Here is a 24,304-nt window from a genome sequence, read left to right on the forward strand (position 1 = left end):
CTAAGTTTATTTCTTAACAAAAGATTCAATTAATGGATTAATTTCCTCAGATGTTTTATACTTTTCTTTATCGAATAAATACTTAAACAATACTTTATTATCTACTTTTTCTTCTAAGAATAAATCTTTATTTCTAGCAAAAACTTCATCCCATTTTGCACGTACTAAAGCCCACTTATTTTTTTCTTTTGCCCAATAGTTTTGTGCTGCAACACATTCGCTATCCTCTACTTTTTTGTACACATTATGTCCTTTTTCTTCGGCTATAATTTGGTAAGTACCTTCTTCGCTTAAAATTTTCTCATTGTCTTGATCGTGTATCCAACCTGTTTTAGTTAATTCGTGTCTGTTTGTTCTACCTGTAACATTATAGTCGCTACGTTGTGTGTATTCACGTCTTGGCAAAGGTGCAGTTGTAGTATTTTCCCAATAGTGTTTACCATCTAAATGAATCCAAGTTGCAGAACCTTCGTAACGTGGGCTATCGTCTACCTGAAATACTTTTTGAGACCATTGCCCTTTTACTTGTTTTTTATCCAATTTTGTGTATTTCCACTCGTTATCTCTAAAATACTCGTATAAATCTGTGTTTTCAAACTCCCAATCTTGTCTCCAGTGCTTTACTATGTATGGGTTTTCTTTAGAACCTACAATTAATAAATGTTGCATCGCTATTTTATCTTTTTCATCTTCTACAAGTTGTACCCATTCTAACCCTCTATCGTGTTTTGTTTTTGAAGCAACGTATGTAGAATCATCAGAATACTGAAAAGTTTCAGCGAAATTAAAGCTCACCTCATAACAACCACACATGCTTTTAATGGCTTTTTGATCTTGTTTTTTCTTGTTTTGAGCGTTTATACTCAACGGTATCGAAAGAATAATTGCTGCTAATACTACTAAATGTTTCATTTTTAAGCTATTTGGTTATGGTATAAAAAAAATATTAAAAATTTATTATTCTTATTTAGATTGAATTAAAATAAGATATATATTTGCAGCAAATATAAAATAGAATGATTCTAAATAAAAATAAAATCACCATTTATTTTTCACTTTTTTTAAGCTGTATTTCTTTTGCTCAAATAAAAAAAGACTCTTTAAAAACTCAATCTCTTGAAGAAGTTGTAATTACAGGTCAATACAATGCACAGTCTATAAAAAAGTCTATTCACAACGTTACTGTAATTAATAGAAAGCAAATTGAAAGTCAGGCAGCAAATAATTTAGCCGATTTATTAAATTTTAATCTAAATCTTACTGTTACTCCTAATGCACAATCAGGAAAATCTACTGTTTCATTTTTTGGATTAGATTCTCAATACTTTAATATTTTAATAGATAACATTCCGTTAGTGAGTGATAATGGCTTAGGAAACAATATCGATTTAACGCAAATAAATCTTGACGATATTGAGCGTATAGAAATCGTGGAAGGTGCTATGGGAGTAGAATATGGTGCAAATGCAGTTTCTGGTGTTATTAATATAATTACAAAGAAGAACATTAATAGCGATTGGAAAATTCAAGCCTTTGTACAAGAAGAAACCGTTAGTGATGAATACGAATGGTTTGATCAAGGAAGACATATACAATCTCTTAGTATTGGACATAATATAAACGAAAAACTGTTTGCTAGAGTCGGTTTTAATAGAAATCAATTTGCAGGATTCTATAATGGCAAACAAGGGCAAGACTATTATATAAACGATAATTTACGTGGTCATGATTGGTTACCTAAAACACAATTTAACACCAATGCTTTATTAAGTTATAATACAAATACGTTTAAGTTAGTATACAAATCGGAATATTTTAATGAGGTTATAAAAAACTACGGTACTACAGTTAGAGCTAATATTGATATCGAAAATCAAACAAGTAATCCAACGTCAACCGATAAAATTTTTACTATCAATAGGTTTGTAAATAATTTAAATTTAAGCGGAAGTTTAAGTTCTGGTGCAAATTATAATGCTTCATTCTCTTATCAAACACAGAAAAGAGATTTAAACGAGTTTACATACTTCATACTTAGCAAAGATAAAACCGATGAAATTGATGAAACCTACCAATCGAGTCATGTGTTTTATTCTAAAGGAGATATAAACAATCTTGTTAAAAGTGATTTTTTTAACTTTCAGTTAGGTTACGAAACCCGTTTTATAAAAGGTTTCGATACGCAAGCTTCGGGAGATATTTCCCAAGAAGAAAAAACCAGAAAACAAGATAATGTTGCGTTGTTTGGTTCTTCAGAATTAAAGCTAACTAATAAATTTTCTATAAGACCTGGTGTACGTTATGAGTACAATTCACTATTCGATTCTAAACTATTAGCCTCATTAAGTACACGCTATTTAATGCCTAAAGGTTTCGAGTTACGCGCAAACGTTGGCACTTCTTACAGAACACCAAATTTTGAAGAGTTATACTACTACTTTGTCGATTCTAATCACGATGTACAAGGAAATGAAAACTTGAATCCTGAAAAAGGATATTCGGCATTTTTAACCTTAAAGAAGAGAAGTTGGTTTAACGATATTTCTTTACAAAACACTATAAAACTTAGCTACATAGATCTAAAAGACAAAATAGATCTTGCTATTGTAAACACTACACCTTTACAATACGAGTATATAAATATTGATACTTATAAGCTTTGGGGAATTACACAAGAGAATAGTGTAAAAAGAGATAATTGGACCTTTAATCTAGGTGCAACATTGCAAGGTATTTCTAGAATTGCAAGTAATGAAGTTAATATAGATAATGACTTTTTATACTCTTACCAATTAAATACAAGTGCTACTTATAACGTTAAAAAATTGAATACTGCTTTTACATTGCTATTAAAGCATAATGGGAAGCAAAAAGACTATGTCTCTACTGGAATAGACGGTGATGGCAATTCTGTATTCGAAAAGACAACAACCGATGCTTATAGCTGGTTAGATGGTTCTATAAAAAAATCTTTTTTTAACAATAAAATTCAAGCAACCATTGGCGGTCGAAACCTACTAGATGTTACTAATGTAAACGTTAGTAATAATTCTACAAGTGGTGTGCACTCCTCTAGTAATAGTGCTCTATTGTTGGGTTACGGACGCTCTTATTACTTAAAACTATTATATAATTTAAACTTTTAAAACCAATTACAATGATTAACAAATTTTTTACCTCAATTTTATGCGCCTCTGTATTACTGTTCTCAAGTTGCAGTAGCGATGACGACTCAACACCTACACAACCAATACAAGTTGTAATAGAAGGTGCTGCCATATCTCCATTAGTTGGAGGTCCAAACGAACAAAATCAAGTTTATATAGACTTAAGTACAAATACAAGTACAGCCGTACAACGTGATTCTTGGGATTTAGGTTTTTATTCTGGATCAGAATTTAGAGTAGCTATAAATGGATCTATCTATATGGCAACTGCTGAATTAACCGTTTCTGATATAGTTGCTGTGAATTCATCTAATGCAGAGGTACAAGACTTACAAGCAAGAGTTGCTGTTGGTACTTTTCAAGCTGAAACTGCTGGATTTATAGATGCACCAACTGGTGAAATTAGCGGAACTGCTATTTCTGCTATTTCTGAAACTGATGTAGAAAACCATGTCTATTTAGTAAACTTAGGCTTTGAGGTTGGGACAGCAACACCTTCTAACGGAAGTGTTGAAGTTTCTGGTGCTGCCAGAGGTTGGAAAAAAATTAGAATTTTAAAAGACGGAAACAACTACGTTTTACAATATGCTGATTTAGATGCTACAACTTACGAAGAGGTTACTATCGCTAAAAATGCAGATTACAATTATACATTCTTTAGCTTTAATACTGAAACAGAAGTTAGCGTAGAACCAGTTAAAACAAACTGGGATTTAAACTTTAGTGTTTTTACAAATGAAATACCTGGTTATGGTGCTTATGGTTATTCAGATTTTGTAGTTAATAACACAAAAGCAAGCGCAACTGTTTACATGATAGATACAGATACCGAAGCTTTAACTTATGACGATTTTACGTTAGCAGATGTTGAAAATACAAATTTCTCAAACGACCAACGAGCAATTGGAAGCAGCTGGAGAAATGGTGGTGGACCAGGAACATTACCTTCTTTAAAAGAAAACGTGTTTTACATAGTAAATGATACCGATGGTAATTTGTATAAGCTTAAATTTTTAGCTTTAACAGATGCTTCCGGAGAACGTGGTTACCCAGAATTTGTTTATAGTTTATTACAATAGTCTAAATAAACACAATTAAAAAAAGAGTAGTTCGCTGCTCTTTTTTTTAACTCCAAACTCAATCTTTAGAATCATTCTAAATAACAAAAATATAATATTATGAAAAAACTCAACTTAATAATACTCTTACTCATTCTTGTGCAATATTCCTATTCACAACAGTTTACAGAAAACACAGCTATAGGATTACAAGGCATTATATATGGAGAAAACGCATGGTTAAACATAGACAATAATGGTAAGGACGAATTGCTAGTATCGGGCTATGACAGTGATTACAATAATACCTCAGGATTATATTCTTACCAACCTGAAAATTTAGGGTTAACAGCAACAAATATTGAAGCCTTTTCTAATGCTAATATTTCTACTTTAGATTATAATAACGATGATTATATGGATTTTATAATTAACGGTTACAACTCTAACGACGAAGAAGACGTTATTTTATATATAAACGATACTACTGGTTCTTTTACAGAACAAAACTTATCAATTCCAGGTACTTCTTCAGGTAAAATGAAAGCTGTAGATTTAAATAATGATGATCTTAGTGATATAATTATTACTGGTGTAGATGCTAACTACAACTACATTGCTAAATTATACCTACAAAATAGCGAAGGCTCTTTTACTGAAACTACTACTCCTTTTTTTGGAAACTCTTTTGGAAGCATTTTAACTTTCGATGCTAATAACGATGGCAATCTAGACGTATTACTTACTGGTTTTAGCAATAGTTACGAACCAGAAACTAAACTATATATAAATAATGGTGATGCTGTTTTTTCGGAAAAAATAAATACAGGAATTGCAGATATCTATTTCTCAACTTTAAGTGCAGCAGATTACGATAATGATGGTGATGAAGATGTATTAATCTCTGGATTTAATTCGTCTTACATACCATACACCGCTTTATATAATAATGATGGGGATGAAGGTTTTATCTTAGATACTGAAGCTAACCTAATGCAATTGTATTGGGGATCTACAAGTTTTGTTGATTATGATAATGATGGAGATTTAGATATTTTTATCTCGGGCGCAGACGCTAACACTTTACCATTCGTTAAGTTTTATAAAAATGAGAATGAAGAATTTATAGAAGACTTAGAATCTGAAATTGGGATTAGCGGAACATATATTAGTTCTGTTAATTGGTCTGATTACGATAATGATGGCGATTTAGACTTTGTATTAAGTGGGCTTGATGGCAATAATGACGCTATAACAAAAGTTTACGACAACCAACAAGAAAGTTTAAGCGTTCAGGACTTTACTTCTAATATAGAATTTACCATTTACCCAAACCCAACGACAAACAAGATTGTTAATTTAGTTTTTGACGAAAGTAAATTACTAGCATCAAGTAAGGTTAGTATATATTCAACCATCGGACAAAAAGTATTTGAAACAGATTTAAATAACAACACCTCTAATAAAGCTCTTTATTTAAAAACTTTAAATGAAGGCATCTATTTATTAAAAATTAGTTCTGGAGATTTTACTACAACTAAAAAAATTATTTTAAAGTAGTTTTAATGACATAAATAAAAGAGCCACTATTTTCATAGTAGCTCTTTTATTATTTTCTTTAATCTAAATGATATATTTCTCTAATGTTTTCGAGAATATTTTCGAAATCAATTTTTAAGTCTAATAGTTTTCCTGTATGAATATCGAAAACCCAACCATGTACTATTAAACCTCTTCCACGAGCTGCTTTTTGGATTGCTGCAGTTTTAATTAAATTTACACATTGCTCCTGTACATTTAACTCTATTAAGCGTTCGTACTTTTTCTCTTCATCTTCAATGGCATTAAGTTCTAATTCATGTAAACGGTATACATCTCGAATATTACGCAACCAACCATTTAAAACACCTAAATCTGCAGACTGCATTGCTGCTTTTACACCACCACATCCATAATGTCCACAAACAACCACGTGGTTTACTTTTAGATGTTCTACTGCATATTCTACAACAGACATGGCGTTTAGATCTGTACCAATAACCATATTTGCTATGTTACGGTGCACAAATGCATCTCCAGGTCCTAAACCCATTAACTCTTCGGCTGTAACTCTACTATCTGAACATCCTATAAATAGAAGTTCCGGATTCTGACCTTCACCTAATTTATCGAAATATTTTTCGTCTTCTTTAAGTTTAGACTTAATCCAATCTTTATTGTTTTCGAATACTTTATCTAAGTTCATAATTTTATTCTGTATCCTTTACATTATTCCTTACCCATTTTAAACACGTTTTAAAATCTTTAAAAATGTGGTCGTTGGGAATAAAATCTGGAATAATACCAATACGTTCCATCATGTATCTAGGTTGTTTAAGTAAGCCTACAAAAAGAACTTCAATATCCTTCTTTTTTAAATCCAACAGCATATCTTCCATAGCATACAATCCAGATTGATCCATATATTGCATACGTCCTAATCTTAAAATAACCGTTTTCGCAGTATTTGGAATTTGTAATGTTAACGCTTGAAAATCGCTTGTTGAACCAAAAAATAATGGCCCTTTTAAATGCTTAATAAAAACCTCTTCTTTTAATTGTTGAGGGAAACCTGTTTCGTCTTCCCAAGCTTCTTCTTTTAAAGATTTAACATCTGAACGCTCTGCTGTTAAGTCTCCTATTTTTTTCATGAACATTAATGATGCAATAATAAGACCAATACCAACAGCATAAATTAAATCCCAAAAAGTAGATAATAACAATACAATAATCATTATTAATACTTCCGAACTTAATTTTAATGGACCAAATTTAATATCCCTTGGTAAACTTGGTATTGCTTTAAGTCCTTTGTAATCCATAACACCAATACCTACTGTTATTAAAATACCTGCTAAAACAGCTGCAGGAATTTTAGAAGCTACAGGCCCTAATGCTAGCATAACTACTAATAACATAATACCAGCAATCATTCCTGAAAGTTTAGTTTTACCACCAGCGTTAATATTTACTACAGTTCTAATAGTTGCTCCTGCACCAGGAATACCTCCAAAAATGGCTGCAATACTATTTCCAATACCTTGACCTATTAATTCTTTGTTAGGTTTGTGCTTTGTTTTTGTCATGTTATCGGCAACAACACTTGTTAACAAAGAATCGATTGCTCCTAATAAAGATAAAGTAAGTGCCGTAAAAATATATGGCGTAATACTACCCAAAGTAAAGGATGTAAACATTTCTAATTTTGGAATTGGAATACCTCCCGGTATCTCCGATATTGGTCTGTAACCTAAATTAAAGCCATAGGCAATACCAGACATAACAATTAATGCAACCAATGTGCTTGGTATTGCTGTTGTTATGCGCTTAAAACCATAGATAATAAATATGGTGCCTAATGCTAAAATAAGTTCTAACCAATTAATGTTTTTTAAAGCTCTAGGTAATACTTTTAACGCGCCTACTGTACCAGAAGCTTCTTTAGCTGCTAGTGTTTGAGATTCGTTTAAAATTTGTTCTGAAGTAATCTGATCTGCACGTGTTATGGTTTCTTTGAAGTTCTCTAAAACCAAAATACCTTCACCTGCTTCTTCTTTTAGGATGTTCTCAAGAATAACCTCTTCTGCTTGTAGTTTAAATTGCTCTACAAATTCTACATCTTCTTTTGGATAATAACCAATAGAAGGTAATATTTGAGTAAGTAATATTATAACCCCAATAGCCGTCATGAAACCAGAAACAACAGGATATGGTATATATCTAATATATTTACCTAAGCCTAAAAAACCAAGTCCTACTTGTATTAAACCTGCAAGTAAAAAGACGGTTAAAATTGCTGGCAATGCTTTTTCTACACTCCCATCGTTAGCAGCTACAATTCCCGCTATAATAACCATTGAAACAGCAGTCATTGGTGCTGTTGGACCAGATATTTGTGTTGCTGTCCCTCCAAAAAGTGCAGCAAAAAAACTAATAAATATAGCACCATAAAGACCTGCTTCTGGTCCTAACCCTGAAGACACACCAAAAGCCAATGCTAATGGAAGTGCAACAATTCCTGCTGTGATACCTCCAAAGGCATCTCCTTTAAAATTGGAAAAAAAGTTTTTCATACATCTGGTTTTAGTTCTTGTCTTTCTAGTACTTCTTAAAAATTATAGAACGTAATAATATTTAATTGATCTCTGTTACTCGTTTCAAAAAACTGATTCATATAACCAATTTCTATTTTTAATGATTTATTAAACTTATAACCTAAACCTCCATACATTCTATTTCTATCGAAAACTGAAGATTCCGTATTTAAAAAAATCTCATTATAAGCTGAAAGATAATACTTGTTATTTTCTTTTCTGGTTAATGGTATATTAAAACCTAAAAAATAACGAAAACGCATTTTAAAATCGGCTTCCACAAAACGTTGCTCAAAACGATAACGATGACTTAAAGCTACGCTACCAATTTTTTGCTTGGTTGTAAATTGCTGAAATATACGGTGTTCGTTTACATCAATTTTCTCGTCTATTCCTTCAATATAATTCTGAGATAAAATATAACCATATCCTAGCAAAATATTGTTATTATTTTCTGATAAATTATAACCAATACCTGTTCTAAGTAATAATTGCTCTAAATCGTCTATTGCATTATAGCTTCGATATTGGACTTCATTATGGATATTCCATTTGCTATCAAGTTTCTTATTCCCGATATATACTAACCAATTTCCAAAATCACTTTCTTGTGCATCTATAAAATTAGGCAGCACTAACAATAATGTTAGTGCTGCCATAGTAATTCTCTTTTTCATTTTATTTTTAGATATTCTTCTATTCATAAAATTTTACTTCACCTGTATTTACATTATACATGGCGCCAATAATTTTAATCTCACCTGCTTTTTCCATTTCAGTAAGTATTGGGCTTTCTGCATGAATTCTATCAATCATTAACTCTACATTAATGTGTGATACTTCATCAACAAAATCTAAGTTTTTAGAAGTTCTTAAACTTTCGTCTTTAGGCTCAACAACTGCATTAACTGCTGGTGTTATTTTTTGAACTAACTTAGTTAAGTTACCCATTTCTGCATGATCACAGGCTCCTTTTACTGCTCCACAACTAGTATGACCTAATACAACAATAAGCTCTGTTCCTGCTAACTTACAAGCAAACTCCATACTACCTAAAATATCTTCGTTTACAATATTACCTGCAACACGTACACTAAAAATATCTCCTAAACCTTGATCGAATACCAACTCTGCTGAAACTCTAGAATCGATACAACTTAAAATAGTAGCGAAAGGAAATTGCCCTTCACTAGTATCGTTTACTTGCTCTAAAAGGTTTCTATTTGCTTTTAAATTGCTTTGAAATCTTTGATTTCCTTCTTTTAAATACTGTAATGACTTTTCAGGTGTCATTGTTGACTGCGTTTCTTTTGTATGTGCTTTCATAATGTCTTCTTTTAAATTTAAATTATTTTTATATTATGCTTCAGAAACTAATAATGAAACATTAACCTGACTTATCACTTTGTTTAGTGAGGTTTCAGTTGTGTTTTTGGTTTTACCTTCGGCTCTATCAACACACAATAAGTTAATATTATTTTTTAATAGATATGAAGAAAGTGTATTCATAGCATTAGCATTTTGCTCGAAAACATACTCCTCCATTTTTTCTTCGTTTTCTACAGAACCACTATTTATTTTATTTTGACTATTAACTATTTTAAAAGATTTTAAAGGCGATTTAGTATGCATTATTAAATCATTAGAAAACTTGTTTAAAATTTTATTAGAACCATTAAAAACACCTAAAGTCATCTTTTCGTTTGGTACTAATACGTTCTCATTACCCGAAATCATTACAATACCTTTAAACTCTTTTAAAATAAAACGAGTAATACTATCTCCAATTAATTGAAGCGGACTAGAATCTCGCTGTCCTAAAACAATAATATCTGGATTAGAAACTTTAATATAATTACGAATCTCTTCTTTTACTTTTCCAAAAGCATAACTTCCATTAACTTTTAAATTATAGTCTTTTGAAATAGAATCTACTATCCTATTAATGGTGTTTTTAGTATTATTATGTTCTTCGTTTAAAGTTCTAATAGCAGAAAACTGATTGTCTCTTTCTACTATATCTGTATGTTTTTTAACATGAAACAATGCAATTTCTGCATCTATCATTTGTGCTAAACTTACACCATTATTTATAGTGTTTTCGGCTGTATTTTTTAGGTCTGAAAGTACCAATATTTTATATTTATTACTCTTCATACCTTTTCTAACTTAAACTAATATTAGACTTAGGTCTTAACTGAAAAAACTCAATAAAACTTGGAGGATTTTCTACAACACCTCGTTTAGATACTAATTTAATATCAATATTTCTTTCTTTTGCTTTAAAGGCAAAATCTTCAAGAATCTCAACAATATCATAATCTAAATACCTTGTTTTAGTAACATCAAACTCTAAGTAAGTATCTCTTGGCAAACTATCTAACTCTTTTAAAATTGCTCCTTTATTAAAGAAAGTAACTTCTTCTGCAAGTTCCATTTTAATTTTGTGTTTACCATTACTATTATCTTTAATATGAAGAAAATGAGAGTTTTGGTAGCTTTTTAATAAAATTACAACAATACCGACCATTAATCCTAAACCGATACCTACTAATAAATCTGTAAACACAATTCCTATTACTGTGACAAAAAATGGTACAGATTGTTTCCAACCTAATTTATACATTTTAACAAACAATGCTGGTTTTGCTAACTTATAACCAACAATTAATAAGATTGCTGCTAATACAGATAATGGTATTTTGTTTAATACCGCTGGTATTAAAATTACAGAAATTAATAATAAGAAACCATGAAGAATTGCAGACATTTTACTCTTTCCTCCAGATTGAATATTAGCAGAACTTCTAACAATTACCTGTGTTATTGGTAATCCTCCAACTAAACCAGATAATATATTACCAGCTCCTTGTGCCAGTAACTCTCTGTTTGTTGGTGTTACATTTTTATTAGGATCTATTTTATCTGATGCTTCTACACATAATAAAGTTTCTAAACTAGCTACTAAAGCTATAGTAAAAGCAACTACCCATACTTCTGGATTTGTTATTGCTGAAAAATTAGGAAAACTAAATTGACCTATAAAAGAATCTAAACTATCTGGAACTGGCACACTTACTAAATGTGATGATGCAATAGCTAAACTATCGTTAGACTGTGTAACCAAGTAAAATACAATACCTACAACTACAGCGACTAATGGACCTTGAATAATATGAAAAATCTTTCCTTTTTTAGATAATACATTACTCCACAATAATAAAATCCCTAAGGCTATAAACCCAACAACCATAGAGCCAATAATTAAATTATCGAAAATATTGAATAGTGCTGAGAATGTGTTTTCTCCAGACGTTTCTATAAAACTATCTGCTCCTTCTGGTTCTGCATCGTAACCAAAAAAGTGAGGGATTTGTTTTAATATTATTATAATTCCTATTCCTGTTAGCATTCCTTTTATAACAGAAGACGGGAAGTAATATCCAATAATCCCTGCTTTTAATAAGCCAAAAACTAACTGTATTACACCTCCCAAAACTACAGCAACAAGAAAGTTTTCGTAACCTCCTAAAGTACCAATTGCTGTTAATACAATAGCAGCAAGACCTGCTGCAGGTCCACTAACTCCAATTTTAGAACCACTTAAGGCTCCTACTACAATTCCTCCAATAATACCAGCTATTAATCCTGAAAAAAGAGGTGCTCCACTAGCTAAAGCAATACCTAAACATAATGGTAATGCAACGAAAAATACAACGACACTTGCAGGCAAGTCGCTTTTTAATGTTTTAAACATTTATAATTTGATTTTATACTATTGAATAGTCATCAATAGTTATTTTTAATATTTTTTTGGGGACAAAAAATGTCCTAACGATAAAATATTAAATAAAATCAGGTGGTGGAGAAATGAGGTTTAAGTGAGGTTTTGAATAGTTTTTAAAAAAATAACACAAGTTATTCGTTTTTAAAACACTTCTTAAATAATCTAAATCTTCTTCGTTATCAGAGAAAAGCAGTTTTGCATGCTTAATTTCTTCTTCTTCCTCAGAAAGGCTATAAAAAACAGATATATCTACAGTATCATCTAGAGCCATAATTATAGATGGCGCAGTAATTATGGCCAAAAATAATATGGTAAAGAATATAGATATGTGTTTTTTAGGCATATTTAATTTATAATTCAAGACGCAAATATAATGTTAAAGAAACATTTAAAATGTTAAATAATATCTAAATATTATTTAATAATTTTAAATCTCCATCTTTTATCCAGCCTGTTTTACCATCACTAAGCTTAATTTTTTTCCAATTTTTTACAGTATCTAAAACCTGAACTTTAGTACCCTCATGTAAAACAAAAGCCTCGTCACTCCTCAAATTAGGTTCACTTTTTACTTTAGATTCTTTTGCAAAAATAATTGCTGGATTATTTTTTCGCACCAAACTGTAGCTGTAAAAAGTAAATACCAATGCTACTAATGCTAATACAATTGATAGTGTACTAGTAACAAAATAAAAACGTTTTTTTCCTGTACCAAAAGTAAAATAATACAGTAAATAAAATAACACAAACAGAACGACTAAACCAATAGAAAGCTTTGCCCAACCATCAAAAGACAAGGCATTGATTGCCTTTTTTACAAATCTAGTTAAACCTACTTCTGGTAAATTATCTATAGCATCAATTCTCATATTATTAGCAAATGCTAGATTACCTTGTATGTCCTTATCTTTAGGTTTTAATGCTAATGCTTTTTCATAATAATAAACTGAAGGTGCAATGTTATTAAGTTTATAGTGCGCATTTGCGATATTAAAATACAACTCTGCAGAGTGTTTATCTGTATTTAAAATCACTTCGTATCTATCTATAGCTTCTGCGTATTTACCTTCGTTATAAAGCACGTTAGCTTGATCGAAGATTTTCTCGTTTTGAGCCGAAAGACTTCCTATAAAAAATAAGAGTATGTAGAGTGTTTTTTTCATTGTTTAAGTATTCCTATATCAATAGAAATGAAAAATATTTTATCTAATCTGTTTATCTATTAGGTTAATTGCACTAGCCGATTTTTCATAGTCTTGTTGCATTGTAACCGTTGTAATTGGCGTATATCTTGCTAATTCACAATTTTCTAAAATATTTTCAAAATCTGTTACAACAGTATTTTCCACTTTGCGTTCTAACAAGAGTACTTTGATTTTATCTTTACTTAAATCGCTAGTTTCTATATTTAGTTTCGCCTTTAAATAATTATGTAACGCTTTTTCTAAAGCTACATAAAATGCTTCTTTTTGTCCTAATGCTTTTTTAGCCTCTCCTAAATACTTCTTCGCTAATTTATCTGCTTTTCGTAATCTATTACCAACTAGATCTCCTGCACGCTCTTCTTTTTTACGTCTAAAAATAATAGCTAAAGGAATTAGTAATAATGGAGACAATAAACTCGCCCAAAATAATTTTGACTTAAAGAAATACGTTTCTGTTTTTGAAATTAAATTAGCTTCTGTTTTAATAAACGCAAACTGATTATTATTTAAAACAATATTTTGTTTTTCGGCTCCTTCACTAATTAAAGCGTTATCTGAAGCACCGTAAACAGGACCTTCAAGAACATTAACAATAGTTTCGTTAGACGATATGCGCTTATAAGATTCGGTATTTAAATCGAAATAAGAAAATGAAATTGTTGGTATTGGGTATTTACCTTTATACTGTGGTACAATAGTATAACTATCTGAAATCTCACCTTGCATACCACCTAAGTTTGTACGTACACTTTCGCTATGTTCTGGCTCGTAAACCTCAAGAGAATTAGGCAATGTAAGTTTTGGTAAGGATAATAATTTTAAATTTCCTTTACCTGAAACTGTTACTTTAGCTTGCATAGACTCATTAGCATTAAGTTCGCTCTTAGATGTACTTAAATTAAATTTAAAGTCTCCAACTGCTCCAGAAAAATCTAATGGCTTCCCTACTTCTGGTAATGGCTTTACATCTATTGTTCGTCTTCCTGCAGACACAGGAACGTTAACTTTACTCATTAAACGCTGTCCAAAAATATCACGCCTTTTAGTTGGTATATCTGCGGTAACATCAAGCTTTAAAGGCTCTATAATTAATTTTCCTGTTTTTTGAGGATATAAAACTGTTCTACGTAAAACTACATATTGATAATCTTCTCCTTTGTACTGCCCTTTTTCTATTTTTAATCCTTTTGGATTAATATGCTGGCTCCAAAAATCGTCGTACTCAGGATTATCTGTTTCTCTCCAATTACTAACGCCAGTATTTGGTGCAACATATAATTTATAAACTACAGTAATAGCTTCGTTTAAATAAGGATTAACCTTAGAAACCTCTGCTACCAAATGAATATTATCACTAGCAACAGCCATACTTGGATCTTTTGGTTTCTGTATCTCTTTAGTAACTTTAACTACAATGGCATTAGTTTTATAAGTTTGACCATCAATTTCTATGCTAGCAGACTCTATCATTAAATTTCCTTTTCTTTTTGGAGATAAGAAATAGCTGTATGTTTTCTCGAAAGAGCGCTTTCCGTTTATCCAAGAATTACTAACAGATTGGTTTGGACCACCAACCACATCGAAACCATCGAAACCAGGAGAACTAAAGTTATCTCCATCTTTATTCATAGAAAAATCTACGCGTAAACGCTCGTTTAACCCTAAAGTTTTTTTACTTACTCTAGCTTGAAACTGCACCTGTGCTCCTACTATACTTGAAAAAAGTATAAAGAGTAAAATTGCTATGTGTTTTTTTAATTTCATTACTAATTTATTCTGGATTCCTATTCTCAAAATTTTAGGACAATATAAATATTCGAAGCTCAAGTTAGCAACTTCTTTACTTTTATCTACCAGTCTTTTTCTGTTTGTATTTTAGCACCTTTTGCTTTTTCGGCATTCATTTTATCTTGTACTTTCTGCTCTTGATTATCCATTGCTTCCAATAGATTTTTTATTTGCTGAGGCGATAATTTTCCTGGTTGCTGTTGTGGTTTTTGTTGCTCTTTTTTCTGGTCGTCTCCTTTACCATCTTTTTCTTTTTCTTCATCAGGCTTCCCTTCATCTTCTTTGTCTTCGCCTTCTTTTTTATCGTCGTCTCCTTTATCTTGATTATCTTCTTTATTATCTCCTTCGTCTTCCTTTTTATCTTGATCTTGCTGGTCTTCGTTTTCTTTTTTATCCTTGTCTTTATCGTCTTTATTATCTTCTTCTTGAGGTGGCTCTTGATTTTTAGCACACTCTTTAGCTAAAGCATAATTATAACGTGTTTCTTCGTCTAAAGGGTTATTTCTTAATGCATTTTTAAAAGCTTCTGCAGCTTCACTACACTTTTCTTCTTGCATTAAAATGTTTCCTATGTTATGAAAAGCGCTGTGCTTTTCTAATTTGTCTGTTGCATATTTTGCTGCTTGTTGATTACGAAACAAAGCTTCTTCAAAATTGCCTTTTTTGTAATAAGAGTGTCCTAGATTATAAGTTCCTGCGACACTTTCTGGCTTGCCAGAGATCGCTTTTCGGTATTCCATTTCTGCTGAAACAAATGCATCGCTACTAGCTAAATCGTTAGCATCACTAATTAAATTATTAGTTTTCTCATTTAACTTTTGAAGCGTTTCTTTAGCGTCCTCTTGCTGAGCAAAGCCAAAAGAAACAGTTAAAATTAATATGTAGGTTATTATGTTTTTCATGTTTACTTTACTTAAAATTGGAAACTGTTTTCTAATATTATTAAGCCTCTAAATATATGAAAGACCTGATTTTGTTTGTGTTAATGAATTTATAAAGTTGTTTAGTGTTCTCTATAAATTTTCATTAAACAAATTCAATTTCTTTAACCAAGCTGTTTTTCGTTCTAATAAAAAGATATCTATAAATAAAAGCAATATTCCAAAACCTAAAAACCATTGAAATTGAGATTCGTAAGCTGCAAATTGCTTAGATTCGAATTCGGTTTTATCCATTTTATTTAAAATATCTCTTATTTCTTCTACTACTTTTCCTGTATTATTTCCATTAATATAAACACCATTTGCAGATTTAGCAATGTTTTTAAGCGTCTCTTCGTTTAGTTTTGTAATAACAGTTTCGCCTTGTCTGTCTTTTTTATAATTTAAAATAACACCATTACGCTTAATAGGGATTGGACCTCCTTTTTCGCTACCAACGCCAATAGTAAAAATTCTAATACCAGCTTCACTAGCTTCTTCGGCTACTCTTGCAGCTGCTTCACTATGGTCCTCTCCATCAGAAATAATAACCAAAACACGATTGGTTTGCTGGTCGTCATCATAATATGTTTTTGCTAATTCTATTGCTTCATTGATTGCCGTTCCTTGAGAAGACATCATATCTGTATTCATGTTTTGAAGAAACATTTTTGCAGACCCATAGTCTGTTGTAATTGGCAATTGCGGGAATGCCTTACCTGCATAAGCTATAATTCCAACACGATCACTTGTTAAATTATTTATAATTTGAGTCACCAATTGCTTGGATTTATCTATTCTATTTGGTGCTATATCTTCTGCTAGCATACTTTTAGAAACATCCACTGCAAAAACAATATCAACACCTTCGCGTTTTACTGTTTCTAATTTTGATCCAATTTTAGGATTTACTAAAGCCATTGTTAAACTTGCAAAAGCCAAACATAAAACCACAATCTTTAATACAGATTTAAAGAGCGACTTATTAGGGCTTAATCGTTTTAAAATAGCCTGATTTGCAAACTTATTCTGCGTTTTACGTTTCCATAGTTGAAGCACTAAAAATAGCACCAAAATTATTGGAATAATTAGCAATGCCCAAAACCATATTTTCTCTTCTAATTGCATCTAATCTTTAATTTGTGCTTTTATAATTTATTAAACAAAACTTCTAAAAACAGTAATTCTCAACAATAATTCAAACAACAATAAAATGCCTGCTATCCAAACAAACCATCTAAATTTTTCTTCGTAATTATAGAACTTAAACTCTTCAATCTCCGTTTTTTCAAGCTTATTAATTTCGTCGTATATTTCTGCTAATTTTTTATTATTTGTTGCTCTAAAGTATTTTCCTCCTGTAACTTGTGCTATTTCTTTTAGTAATTCCTCATCAATTTCAACTTTAACTCTTCCGTATTGAAATTGCCCATTTGGTTTAATTGAAATTGGAGCCAAAGTCATCCCGTTTGTTCCTAAGCCAATAGTATATGTTTTAATACCAAACTCTACAGCTAGCTCACTCGCTATTTTTGGGTTTATAGATCCAGAATTATTTACTCCATCTGTTAGCAAAATAATAACTTTACTTTTTGCTTTACTATCTTTTAAACGATTTACAGATGTTGCTAAACCCATTCCAATGGCTGTTCCTCCTTCTATAACTGTATTATAATGAATATCGTTAAGAGAGCTTAAAACAATACTTTTATCGCTTGTAATTGGTGTTTTTGTATAACTCTCTCCTGCGTATTCTACAATACCTATTCGATCGTTAGGGCGTCCTTTTATAAACTGTGATGCTACTTCTTTTAAGGCATCAAGTCTATTAGGCTTTAAATCTTTTGCCAACATACTTGCCGAAACATCTATTGCCATAACAATATCTATTCCTCGTGTCGTTTTTGTTTTTGTAGAAACATCGACTGTTCTTGGTCTTGCTAAAGCAATTATTAAAAAGGTTAGCGCAACTAATCTTAGAGCAAATAATAAATGTTTTAGTTTTGGCAACCACGAATTAGTTACCTTAAAACCTTTTAAGCTTGAAATATTAAGTGCTGCAGTTTGCTGCTTATTCTTAAAAAAATACCACAACAAAGCTAATGGTAGCAATAATAGCAACCAGAAAAAACCTTTGTTTAAAAATTCTATGCCTTCAAACATTATTCAGTTTTTGGATTTAGTTCTATTGAATTTAATATACGTTCTACCATTTCGTCTGCATAAGCATCGTCTTCTGGAGAAATAACAATAACCTGCTGCAATACATTTTCTGCTGTAAAAAGCACAAAAGCAAATTTAGCTTCTCTTAATTTACTGCTTCCTTCAGATGGTATATTCATGGTACCGTAAGTTTTTAAACCTTCGGCTCCATTTACTGTTTTAAATTTAGATTTTAACGCTACAATATTTTTAGCACCCTTAGATTCTATTTCTTGTAGTGCTTTCTCTGATATTTCGGCTAAGTCAACCTCTGGAGTATTAGCTTGTTCTTGCGTTGCTGCTTCTCGCATTTGCTTGGGAAACTGTAATGTATTTACAGAGACGTAAAAAACATCTAGCATTGTTCCGTAAGAAAAACTAGTCGATTTAGGTGCATCTTCTTGACCATCTACAATTGGTGTTTCTATACGTTTTAAAACCTTTGGAGTTGCTATTATTATTGGCGGAACACCATAAGCACTTGTTATCCATTCGCCTTCTAACAACTCTTTATTTTCGTGACCTAAAATAGTATCCTTTACGTAACCAAAACCGTATTTATACCCAAAACCAATTAACGTGCTTAATAATAGAAAGCCAATAATACCAACGGTTAATACTATTTTTTTAGTTTTCTTTCTACGTTCTTGATTTTCTTTATATTGCTTATCTAAAAGCTTTTCTTCCTCTGTAGGCTCAGGCAATGCTTCCTTTACGTTATCTATTTCTAAATCTATAGTATTTCTATCTATCTCTGCCAAAGCAACATCGGGTGTCCCTTTTGCGAACTTTACTAAATCCGCACGTTTTAAAATGGTTTCTATGTTTCTAATATCGTTTTTACTCAACTCTATTTGATTACCATCTTTCAATAAATTCAATCTAGAAACGAGCTCATCTGTAGTACTTTCTAAAGCACGATCGTAAACTTTCTCGTCTAAATATTTTCTAATAATAAACGTTAAATCTGAATAATAACCTTTTAAGTTTTCGTTTTGAAGGTAACTAGTTTCATCTAAATTTTTCAAGGCTAACTTAGCACGGTCGTAAGGAGGTAATAAAGCTATTTCCTCTTCTTCGCTTAATGGTTTCACCCTCCAAATAAACCACCATAATAGAAAACCTACTAAGGCAACAATTAATAATATTAACAGTAGATATTTCCACCAATTGCCAATACTTTTTTCAACTTGTATTATTGGCTTAATATCATACAATCCTTGTTTTGTAGTATCTACAACAATTTCTCTAATTTCAACTTTTAAAGAATCTGAATAAAATTCTTTAGAACCAATTAATATTTTTTGTTTTGGAATAGTATAAACTCCAGAATCGAATTGTGTTAATCCGTATTTTTTAATCAGATTATATCTATCATTCTTTTTTGTAGTATCTATGGTGTAAGACTCAATCATTTCCATAGGAGAAAACGTTTGGCCTTCAGGAAAAATAACCAACGACGTTGTATCTACATCAACTTCAATTTTATAAGTAACTTGTGCACCAATTTTAATTGAAGTAGAGTCTATAGTTGCTTTAACTTGACCAAATGAGAACAGAGAAAAAAGAGCAAAGAAAGAAAACAAAACAATTGTTATGTTCTGTTTTGTTTCATTTTTAATATTTGATTGTATTATTTTCATTTTTATAATTAAAGTCTCGACTGTGCTCGACTAGGCATTTAACTTATCGTCTTTTAAAATATCCTAATAACTTTTTAACGTAACTTTCATCTACACGGCAATCTATGGTTCCTGCTCCAGATTTAGCAAAACTATCTTTATAATATTCAACCTTATCGTTGTAGAATTTACTGTAATTCTGCCTTACTTTTTTAGAACCTGTATTTACCAACATAAGTTCACCAGATTCTGTATCTTGCATTTGCACCATACCTAAATTTGGAATAGCCTCTTCACTCTTGTCGTAAATACGAATTCCGGTAATATCATGTTTTCCGGCTGCAATTTTTAATGTTTGCTTATAATCGTCAGCAATAAAATCGCTCAATACAAAAACAATTGCTTTTTTCTTCATGACATTTCTCATGAATTTTAAAGCCTCGGCAACGTTTGTACCTTTACTTTTTGGCTTAAGCTCAATTAACTCGCGAATAATACGCAATACATGAGAACGTCCTTTTTTAGGTGGAATATATAATTCGATTTCATCTGAAAATAAAATCAATCCTATTTTATCGTTATTTTGGGTTGCAGAAAAGGCTAAAGTTGCAGAAATTTCGGTGATGATTTCGTTTTTAAATTGTTGATCTGTACCAAACAACTCCGAACCCGAAATATCAACCATAAGAAGCATTGTAAGCTCTCTTTCTTCTTCAAAAACCTTAATGTGTGGTAGATTAGTTCTTGCTGTAACATTCCAATCTATATTTCTTACATCATCTCCATATTGGTACTGGCGAACTTCGGAAAAAGTCATACCACGACCTTTGAAAGTCGAATGGTATTCGCCTCCAAAGATATGATCAGACAAACGACGCGTCTTAATCTCGATTTTACGTACTTTTTTTAGTAATTCTTTAGTATCCATTTTCTTTTAATATGCAGCATTCAGTAAGCAGTCCAAAAAATGCGGAATTGTAATGTGTTTTCTCTGTGCAAATAGAATTCGAGTAAGCGACTGCCAACTAAAAACCTATTACTTCAAACTCATTTACGGTACCTCAACTACATTTACAATCTTATTAATAATGTCTTCGCTTGTTATGTTTTCGGCTTCAGCCTCATAAGTAATACCAATTCTGTGACGTAAAACATCATGCACTACCGCACGTACATCTTCTGGTATTACATATCCACGGCGCTTAATAAAGGCGTAACATTTTGCTGCTGTAGCAAGGTTAATACTTCCACGAGGAGAAGCACCAAAAGAGATTAATGGCTTTAAATCTTCTAACTTATATTGTTCTGGATAACGTGTTGCAAAAATAATATCTAAGATATATCTCTCAATTTTATCATCCATATATACTTCTCTCACAGCTTCTTGAGCTCTTAAAATTTGAGCTACAGAAACCACAGGATTTACTTTTTCCCAAGACCCTTTTAAATTGGCTCTCATAATTAACTGTTCGTCATCCTTTTTAGGATAATCAATAACAGTTTTAAGCATAAATCTATCTACTTGTGCTTCTGGCAATGGATATGTACCTTCTTGTTCTACAGGATTCATTGTTGCCATTACTAAAAATGGTTTATCTAAAACAAAAGTTTCATCACCAATAGTAACTTGTTTTTCTTGCATAGCTTCTAATAAAGCAGATTGCACTTTGGCTGGCGCTCTGTTTATCTCATCGGCAAGCACGAAATTTGCAAAAATTGGCCCTTTTTTAATAGAGAAATCATTCTCTTTCATGTTGTATATAAGTGTACCCACAACATCTGAAGGTAATAAATCTGGAGTAAATTGAATACGACTAAAACTACCATCTACTGCCTTAGACAACGTGTTAATAGCTAATGTTTTTGCTAAACCAGGAACTCCTTCAAGTAAAATATGTCCTTGACCCAAAAGACCAATTAATAAACGCTCGATCATATGTGTTTGACCAACGATTACTTTGTTCATTTCGTAGACTAGTAAATCGACAAAAGCACTTTCTTTTTCAATTTTTTCGTTAATTGATTTTATATCAATTGCACCTGTTTCTTCCATCTTTTAATAAATTTTAAACGTCCAATATAGTATCGAATATTAAGACATGCAAATTGTTAATAATTTATTTGCAATCGTGTTAATAATTGGTTAAAAATTCAAGCATTTAAAGGAAGTTATAGCTATTTCTTTGGTATTTTTAAGGTTTTATTAGCATTTCATAAAATAATTCCTGCTTAACAAGGGAATAAAAACTAAATATACCATTGAAAAAAACAGCATTAATTACAGGAGCAACAAGTGGGATTGGAAGAGCAACAGCTCACGAATTTGCAAAGCAAGGTATTAGATTAATAATTTGTGGTAGACGCCAGGAACGATTAGAAACCATACAAAAAGGATTAAACAAACTTACAGACGTACACATATTAAACTTTGATGTACGTGATAAAAAAGCTGTTTTTTCTGCTATAGAATCACTACCAGAAAACTTTAAACATATAGACATATTAATTAATAATGCTGGAAATGCACATGGCCTAGACCCAATACAAGAAGGAAACCTGGATGATTGGGATGCTATGATGGATATTAACGTAAAAGGTTTACTTTATGTAAGTAAAGCCGTGATACCGCAAATGACAGAAAGACAATCTGGACATATTATTAATATTGGGTCTTCGGCAGGAAAAGAAGTTTACCCAAAAGGTAACGTGTATTGCGCAAGTAAACACGCCGTAGTTGCTGTAACCGAAGGCATGCGAATGGACTTAAATCCATTTGGAATAAAAGTAGCAGCTATAAATCCAGGTCTAGTAGAAACTGAATTTTCTCAAGTACGTTTTAAAGGAAAAACTATAGCCGATAATGTCTACAAAGGATACAAAGCCTTACAACCGGAAGATGTTGCAGATGTTATTTATTTTGCAATTTCAAGACCGGCTCATGTTAATATTGCGGATGTTTTAATGTTTTGCACTGCACAAGCTAGTAGCACTATTGTAAAAAAAGAAATATGATAAACTGGTTAAAAATTGAGTGGCAAAACTTAGCTTCTAAATATTGTAATACTACTTTAGCCGAAGAACTTTGGACTGAAATTGAAACTAATTACACTAACAAAACCAGACATTACCATAATTTGACGCATATTTATAATATGTTGTTGCAAGCAGAAACTTACAAAACTGAAATTAAAGATTTAGACGCCTTACAATTCGCTATTTGGTATCACGATATCGTCTATAAATCTTCAAAAAAGGACAACGAAGAAAAAAGCGCTCTTTTAGCTGAAAAACGATTAAAATCAATCAATTTAGTCTTAAAAAGAATAGAAAATATCAAAAAACTGATTATCTCAACTAAAAAACACGAATTAGTTATAGATAAAAACAGAGACAACGCATACCTTTTAGACATAGACCTATCCATTTTAGGTTCAGATTGGGACACTTATCAAAAATACATTAGCAACATTAGAAAAGAATATAAGATCTATCCAGATTTTATATATAAACCTGGTAGAAAGAATGTGTTAAAACACTTTTTAGACAGAAAAACGTTATACTTTACAAATTCATTTAGAGGTAAATACGAAATTCAAGCTAGAGAAAACCTTAAAAAAGAAATAGAATTATTATGAGATTAAGAATCGTTGTATATATTTTTACCAGTTGTTTTGTGACTCTTTCATGCAAAACAAAAACTGAGAATACAATTGCAATTTCAAACACTTCTTTTTCAACACCAAAAGACACTCCTATTCTAAGTTATGTTATAAATCCCAAAAAGACGTCTTTAAAATTCTATTGGAAAAATAAAAAAGATAGTATTATTAAAACTTTTAAAAGTCTTAAAAAGGAAGTTGAAACCAATAATAAAGAACTCCTTTTCGCAATGAATGGAGGCATGTTTAAAAAAGACTATTCACCACAAGGCTTATATGTAGAAAAAGGTAAAACATTGTCCAAATTAGACACCATTAATAATGGTTTTGGAAATTTTTACTTACAGCCTAATGGCGTATTTTTAATTACCAAAAATGGCATACCAGTAATTACTAAAACACAGGATTTAAAAATTTATAAAGATATTTATTACGCAACCCAATCTGGTCCAATGCTGGTAATTAATGGAGTATTACATCCAAAATTTAACAAAGGTTCTTCTAATTTAAATACTAGAAACGGTGTTGGAGTCTTACCAAATGGAGACCTTTTATTTGCGATGTCTAAAGAGAAAATTAATTTTTACGACTTTGCTTCTTTCTTTAAAAATAATGGTTGTGAAAATGCACTATATTTAGATGGATTTGTCTCTAAAACATACTTACCTTCAAAACAATACAAAAAATTAGAAGGTGAATTCGGAGTTATTATTGCCGAAACTAAACTGACAAACACCAACTAATACAACTCCAAATTTCACAA

At 31.2% G+C, this 24,304-nt stretch carries 22 protein-coding genes; 6 read left to right on the top strand and 16 right to left on the bottom strand.

Going from position 1 to position 24,304, the window contains the following annotated elements:
* Positions 1-6: 6 nt before the first annotated feature.
* Entirely contained in the window at positions 7-912 is a 906-nt protein-coding gene (locus tag ASC41_RS07950) for a DUF6607 family protein (RefSeq protein WP_055436110.1), read from the bottom strand.
* Between the two features lie 104 nt (positions 913-1,016).
* Between ASC41_RS07950 and ASC41_RS07955 the strand changes: the two genes are divergently transcribed.
* From ASC41_RS07955 to ASC41_RS07965, 3 genes are all read left to right on the top strand, one after another.
* Complete coding sequence (locus ASC41_RS07955) at positions 1,017-3,146, top strand: TonB-dependent receptor plug domain-containing protein (protein ID WP_055436111.1); 2,130 nt, start codon at positions 1,017-1,019, stop codon at positions 3,144-3,146.
* Positions 3,147-3,157: 11 nt separating this feature from the next.
* Positions 3,158-4,246, top strand: a complete 1,089-nt coding sequence (locus tag ASC41_RS07960; protein ID WP_055436112.1) for an HmuY family protein — start codon at positions 3,158-3,160, stop codon at positions 4,244-4,246.
* Positions 4,247-4,345: 99 nt separating this feature from the next.
* A complete protein-coding gene (locus tag ASC41_RS07965; RefSeq protein WP_055436113.1) occupies positions 4,346-5,785 on the top strand; it encodes a T9SS type A sorting domain-containing protein in 1,440 nt (479 codons plus the stop codon).
* A 58-nt stretch (positions 5,786-5,843) separates the two neighbouring features.
* Here the strand turns inward: ASC41_RS07965 and ASC41_RS07970 are convergent, their stop codons facing one another.
* The 15 genes from ASC41_RS07970 to ASC41_RS08040 form a co-directional block, all read right to left on the bottom strand.
* The gene (locus ASC41_RS07970; RefSeq protein ID WP_055436114.1) at positions 5,844-6,470 is read right to left on the bottom strand and encodes a carbonic anhydrase; all 627 of its coding nucleotides are present in this window, start codon (positions 6,468-6,470) and stop codon (positions 5,844-5,846) included.
* Positions 6,471-6,474: 4 nt separating this feature from the next.
* On the bottom strand, positions 6,475-8,337 hold the full coding sequence (locus ASC41_RS07975) for a SulP family inorganic anion transporter (RefSeq protein ID WP_055436115.1): 1,863 nt from the start codon (positions 8,335-8,337) through the stop codon (positions 6,475-6,477).
* 35 nt (positions 8,338-8,372) lie between these two features.
* The gene (locus tag ASC41_RS07980) at positions 8,373-9,062 is read right to left on the bottom strand and encodes a DUF2490 domain-containing protein (protein WP_420835921.1); all 690 of its coding nucleotides are present in this window, start codon (positions 9,060-9,062) and stop codon (positions 8,373-8,375) included.
* Entirely contained in the window at positions 9,055-9,684 is a 630-nt protein-coding gene (locus ASC41_RS07985; protein WP_055436116.1) for a carbonic anhydrase family protein, read from the bottom strand. The genes ASC41_RS07980 and ASC41_RS07985 overlap by 8 nt, the downstream gene beginning before the upstream one ends.
* Before the next feature lie 33 nt (positions 9,685-9,717).
* A complete protein-coding gene (locus tag ASC41_RS07990; RefSeq protein ID WP_055436117.1) occupies positions 9,718-10,515 on the bottom strand; it encodes a universal stress protein in 798 nt (265 codons plus the stop codon).
* 7 nt (positions 10,516-10,522) lie between these two features.
* Positions 10,523-12,115, bottom strand: a complete 1,593-nt coding sequence (locus ASC41_RS07995) for a SulP family inorganic anion transporter (protein WP_055436118.1) — start codon at positions 12,113-12,115, stop codon at positions 10,523-10,525.
* Positions 12,116-12,203: 88 nt separating this feature from the next.
* Positions 12,204-12,488, bottom strand: coding sequence for a hypothetical protein (locus ASC41_RS08000; protein ID WP_241489640.1), 285 nt, complete (start codon positions 12,486-12,488; stop codon positions 12,204-12,206).
* Positions 12,489-12,552: 64 nt separating this feature from the next.
* A complete protein-coding gene (locus tag ASC41_RS08005; protein WP_055436119.1) occupies positions 12,553-13,308 on the bottom strand; it encodes a tetratricopeptide repeat protein in 756 nt (251 codons plus the stop codon).
* A gap of 39 nt (positions 13,309-13,347) precedes the next feature.
* Positions 13,348-15,114, bottom strand: coding sequence for a BatD family protein (locus tag ASC41_RS08010; RefSeq protein WP_055436120.1), 1,767 nt, complete (start codon positions 15,112-15,114; stop codon positions 13,348-13,350).
* An 86-nt stretch (positions 15,115-15,200) separates the two neighbouring features.
* Positions 15,201-16,040 (bottom strand): tetratricopeptide repeat protein, encoded by an 840-nt coding sequence (locus ASC41_RS08015; RefSeq protein ID WP_055436121.1) that lies wholly within the window; start codon positions 16,038-16,040, stop codon positions 15,201-15,203.
* A 111-nt stretch (positions 16,041-16,151) separates the two neighbouring features.
* A complete protein-coding gene (locus ASC41_RS08020) occupies positions 16,152-17,186 on the bottom strand; it encodes a VWA domain-containing protein (RefSeq protein ID WP_055436122.1) in 1,035 nt (344 codons plus the stop codon).
* Positions 17,187-17,216: 30 nt separating this feature from the next.
* Positions 17,217-18,221 carry a vWA domain-containing protein gene (locus ASC41_RS08025; protein ID WP_055436123.1) on the bottom strand — a complete coding sequence of 335 codons (1,005 nt, stop codon included), beginning with the start codon at positions 18,219-18,221 and terminating at the stop codon, positions 17,217-17,219.
* Positions 18,221-19,903, bottom strand: a complete 1,683-nt coding sequence (locus tag ASC41_RS08030) for a hypothetical protein (RefSeq protein WP_055436124.1) — start codon at positions 19,901-19,903, stop codon at positions 18,221-18,223. Before ASC41_RS08030 ends, ASC41_RS08025 begins: the two co-directional genes overlap by 1 nt.
* Before the next feature lie 43 nt (positions 19,904-19,946).
* Entirely contained in the window at positions 19,947-20,810 is an 864-nt protein-coding gene (locus ASC41_RS08035; protein WP_055436125.1) for a DUF58 domain-containing protein, read from the bottom strand.
* Positions 20,811-20,933: 123 nt separating this feature from the next.
* Positions 20,934-21,935 (bottom strand): AAA family ATPase, encoded by a 1,002-nt coding sequence (locus ASC41_RS08040; RefSeq protein WP_055436126.1) that lies wholly within the window; start codon positions 21,933-21,935, stop codon positions 20,934-20,936.
* A gap of 206 nt (positions 21,936-22,141) precedes the next feature.
* Here ASC41_RS08040 and ASC41_RS08045 point away from each other — a divergent pair, with 206 nt between their 5' ends.
* The 3 genes from ASC41_RS08045 to ASC41_RS08055 are packed head-to-tail and all read left to right on the top strand — an operon-like array spanning position 22,142 to position 24,284.
* Complete coding sequence (locus ASC41_RS08045; protein ID WP_055436127.1) at positions 22,142-22,894, top strand: SDR family NAD(P)-dependent oxidoreductase; 753 nt, start codon at positions 22,142-22,144, stop codon at positions 22,892-22,894.
* Positions 22,891-23,517, top strand: a complete 627-nt coding sequence (locus ASC41_RS08050) for an HD domain-containing protein (RefSeq protein ID WP_055436128.1) — start codon at positions 22,891-22,893, stop codon at positions 23,515-23,517. Before ASC41_RS08045 ends, ASC41_RS08050 begins: the two co-directional genes overlap by 4 nt.
* Positions 23,514-24,284 carry a phosphodiester glycosidase family protein gene (locus tag ASC41_RS08055; protein WP_083477169.1) on the top strand — a complete coding sequence of 257 codons (771 nt, stop codon included), beginning with the start codon at positions 23,514-23,516 and terminating at the stop codon, positions 24,282-24,284. Before ASC41_RS08050 ends, ASC41_RS08055 begins: the two co-directional genes overlap by 4 nt.
* The last annotated feature ends 20 nt before the right edge of the window (positions 24,285-24,304 follow it).

Source organism: Lacinutrix algicola, from assembly GCF_001418085.1.
GTDB classification, from domain to species: Bacteria; Bacteroidota; Bacteroidia; order Flavobacteriales; family Flavobacteriaceae; genus Lacinutrix; species Lacinutrix algicola.

Coding starts and splice junctions, on each gene's coding strand:
- ASC41_RS07950 (WP_055436110.1), bottom strand. CDS start 912: ATGAAACATTTAGTAGTATTAGCAGCAATTATTCTTTCGATACCGTTG.
- ASC41_RS07955 (WP_055436111.1), top strand. CDS start 1,017: ATGATTCTAAATAAAAATAAAATCACCATTTATTTTTCACTTTTTTTA.
- ASC41_RS07960 (WP_055436112.1), top strand. CDS start 3,158: ATGATTAACAAATTTTTTACCTCAATTTTATGCGCCTCTGTATTACTG.
- ASC41_RS07965 (WP_055436113.1), top strand. CDS start 4,346: ATGAAAAAACTCAACTTAATAATACTCTTACTCATTCTTGTGCAATAT.
- ASC41_RS07970 (WP_055436114.1), bottom strand. CDS start 6,470: ATGAACTTAGATAAAGTATTCGAAAACAATAAAGATTGGATTAAGTCT.
- ASC41_RS07975 (WP_055436115.1), bottom strand. CDS start 8,337: ATGAAAAACTTTTTTTCCAATTTTAAAGGAGATGCCTTTGGAGGTATC.
- ASC41_RS07980 (WP_420835921.1), bottom strand. CDS start 9,062: ATGAATAGAAGAATATCTAAAAATAAAATGAAAAAGAGAATTACTATG.
- ASC41_RS07985 (WP_055436116.1), bottom strand. CDS start 9,684: ATGAAAGCACATACAAAAGAAACGCAGTCAACAATGACACCTGAAAAG.
- ASC41_RS07990 (WP_055436117.1), bottom strand. CDS start 10,515: ATGAAGAGTAATAAATATAAAATATTGGTACTTTCAGACCTAAAAAAT.
- ASC41_RS07995 (WP_055436118.1), bottom strand. CDS start 12,115: ATGTTTAAAACATTAAAAAGCGACTTGCCTGCAAGTGTCGTTGTATTT.
- ASC41_RS08000 (WP_241489640.1), bottom strand. CDS start 12,488: ATGCCTAAAAAACACATATCTATATTCTTTACCATATTATTTTTGGCC.
- ASC41_RS08005 (WP_055436119.1), bottom strand. CDS start 13,308: ATGAAAAAAACACTCTACATACTCTTATTTTTTATAGGAAGTCTTTCG.
- ASC41_RS08010 (WP_055436120.1), bottom strand. CDS start 15,114: ATGAAATTAAAAAAACACATAGCAATTTTACTCTTTATACTTTTTTCA.
- ASC41_RS08015 (WP_055436121.1), bottom strand. CDS start 16,040: ATGAAAAACATAATAACCTACATATTAATTTTAACTGTTTCTTTTGGC.
- ASC41_RS08020 (WP_055436122.1), bottom strand. CDS start 17,186: ATGCAATTAGAAGAGAAAATATGGTTTTGGGCATTGCTAATTATTCCA.
- ASC41_RS08025 (WP_055436123.1), bottom strand. CDS start 18,221: ATGTTTGAAGGCATAGAATTTTTAAACAAAGGTTTTTTCTGGTTGCTA.
- ASC41_RS08030 (WP_055436124.1), bottom strand. CDS start 19,903: ATGAAAATAATACAATCAAATATTAAAAATGAAACAAAACAGAACATA.
- ASC41_RS08035 (WP_055436125.1), bottom strand. CDS start 20,810: ATGGATACTAAAGAATTACTAAAAAAAGTACGTAAAATCGAGATTAAG.
- ASC41_RS08040 (WP_055436126.1), bottom strand. CDS start 21,935: ATGGAAGAAACAGGTGCAATTGATATAAAATCAATTAACGAAAAAATT.
- ASC41_RS08050 (WP_055436128.1), top strand. CDS start 22,891: ATGATAAACTGGTTAAAAATTGAGTGGCAAAACTTAGCTTCTAAATAT.
- ASC41_RS08055 (WP_083477169.1), top strand. CDS start 23,514: ATGAGATTAAGAATCGTTGTATATATTTTTACCAGTTGTTTTGTGACT.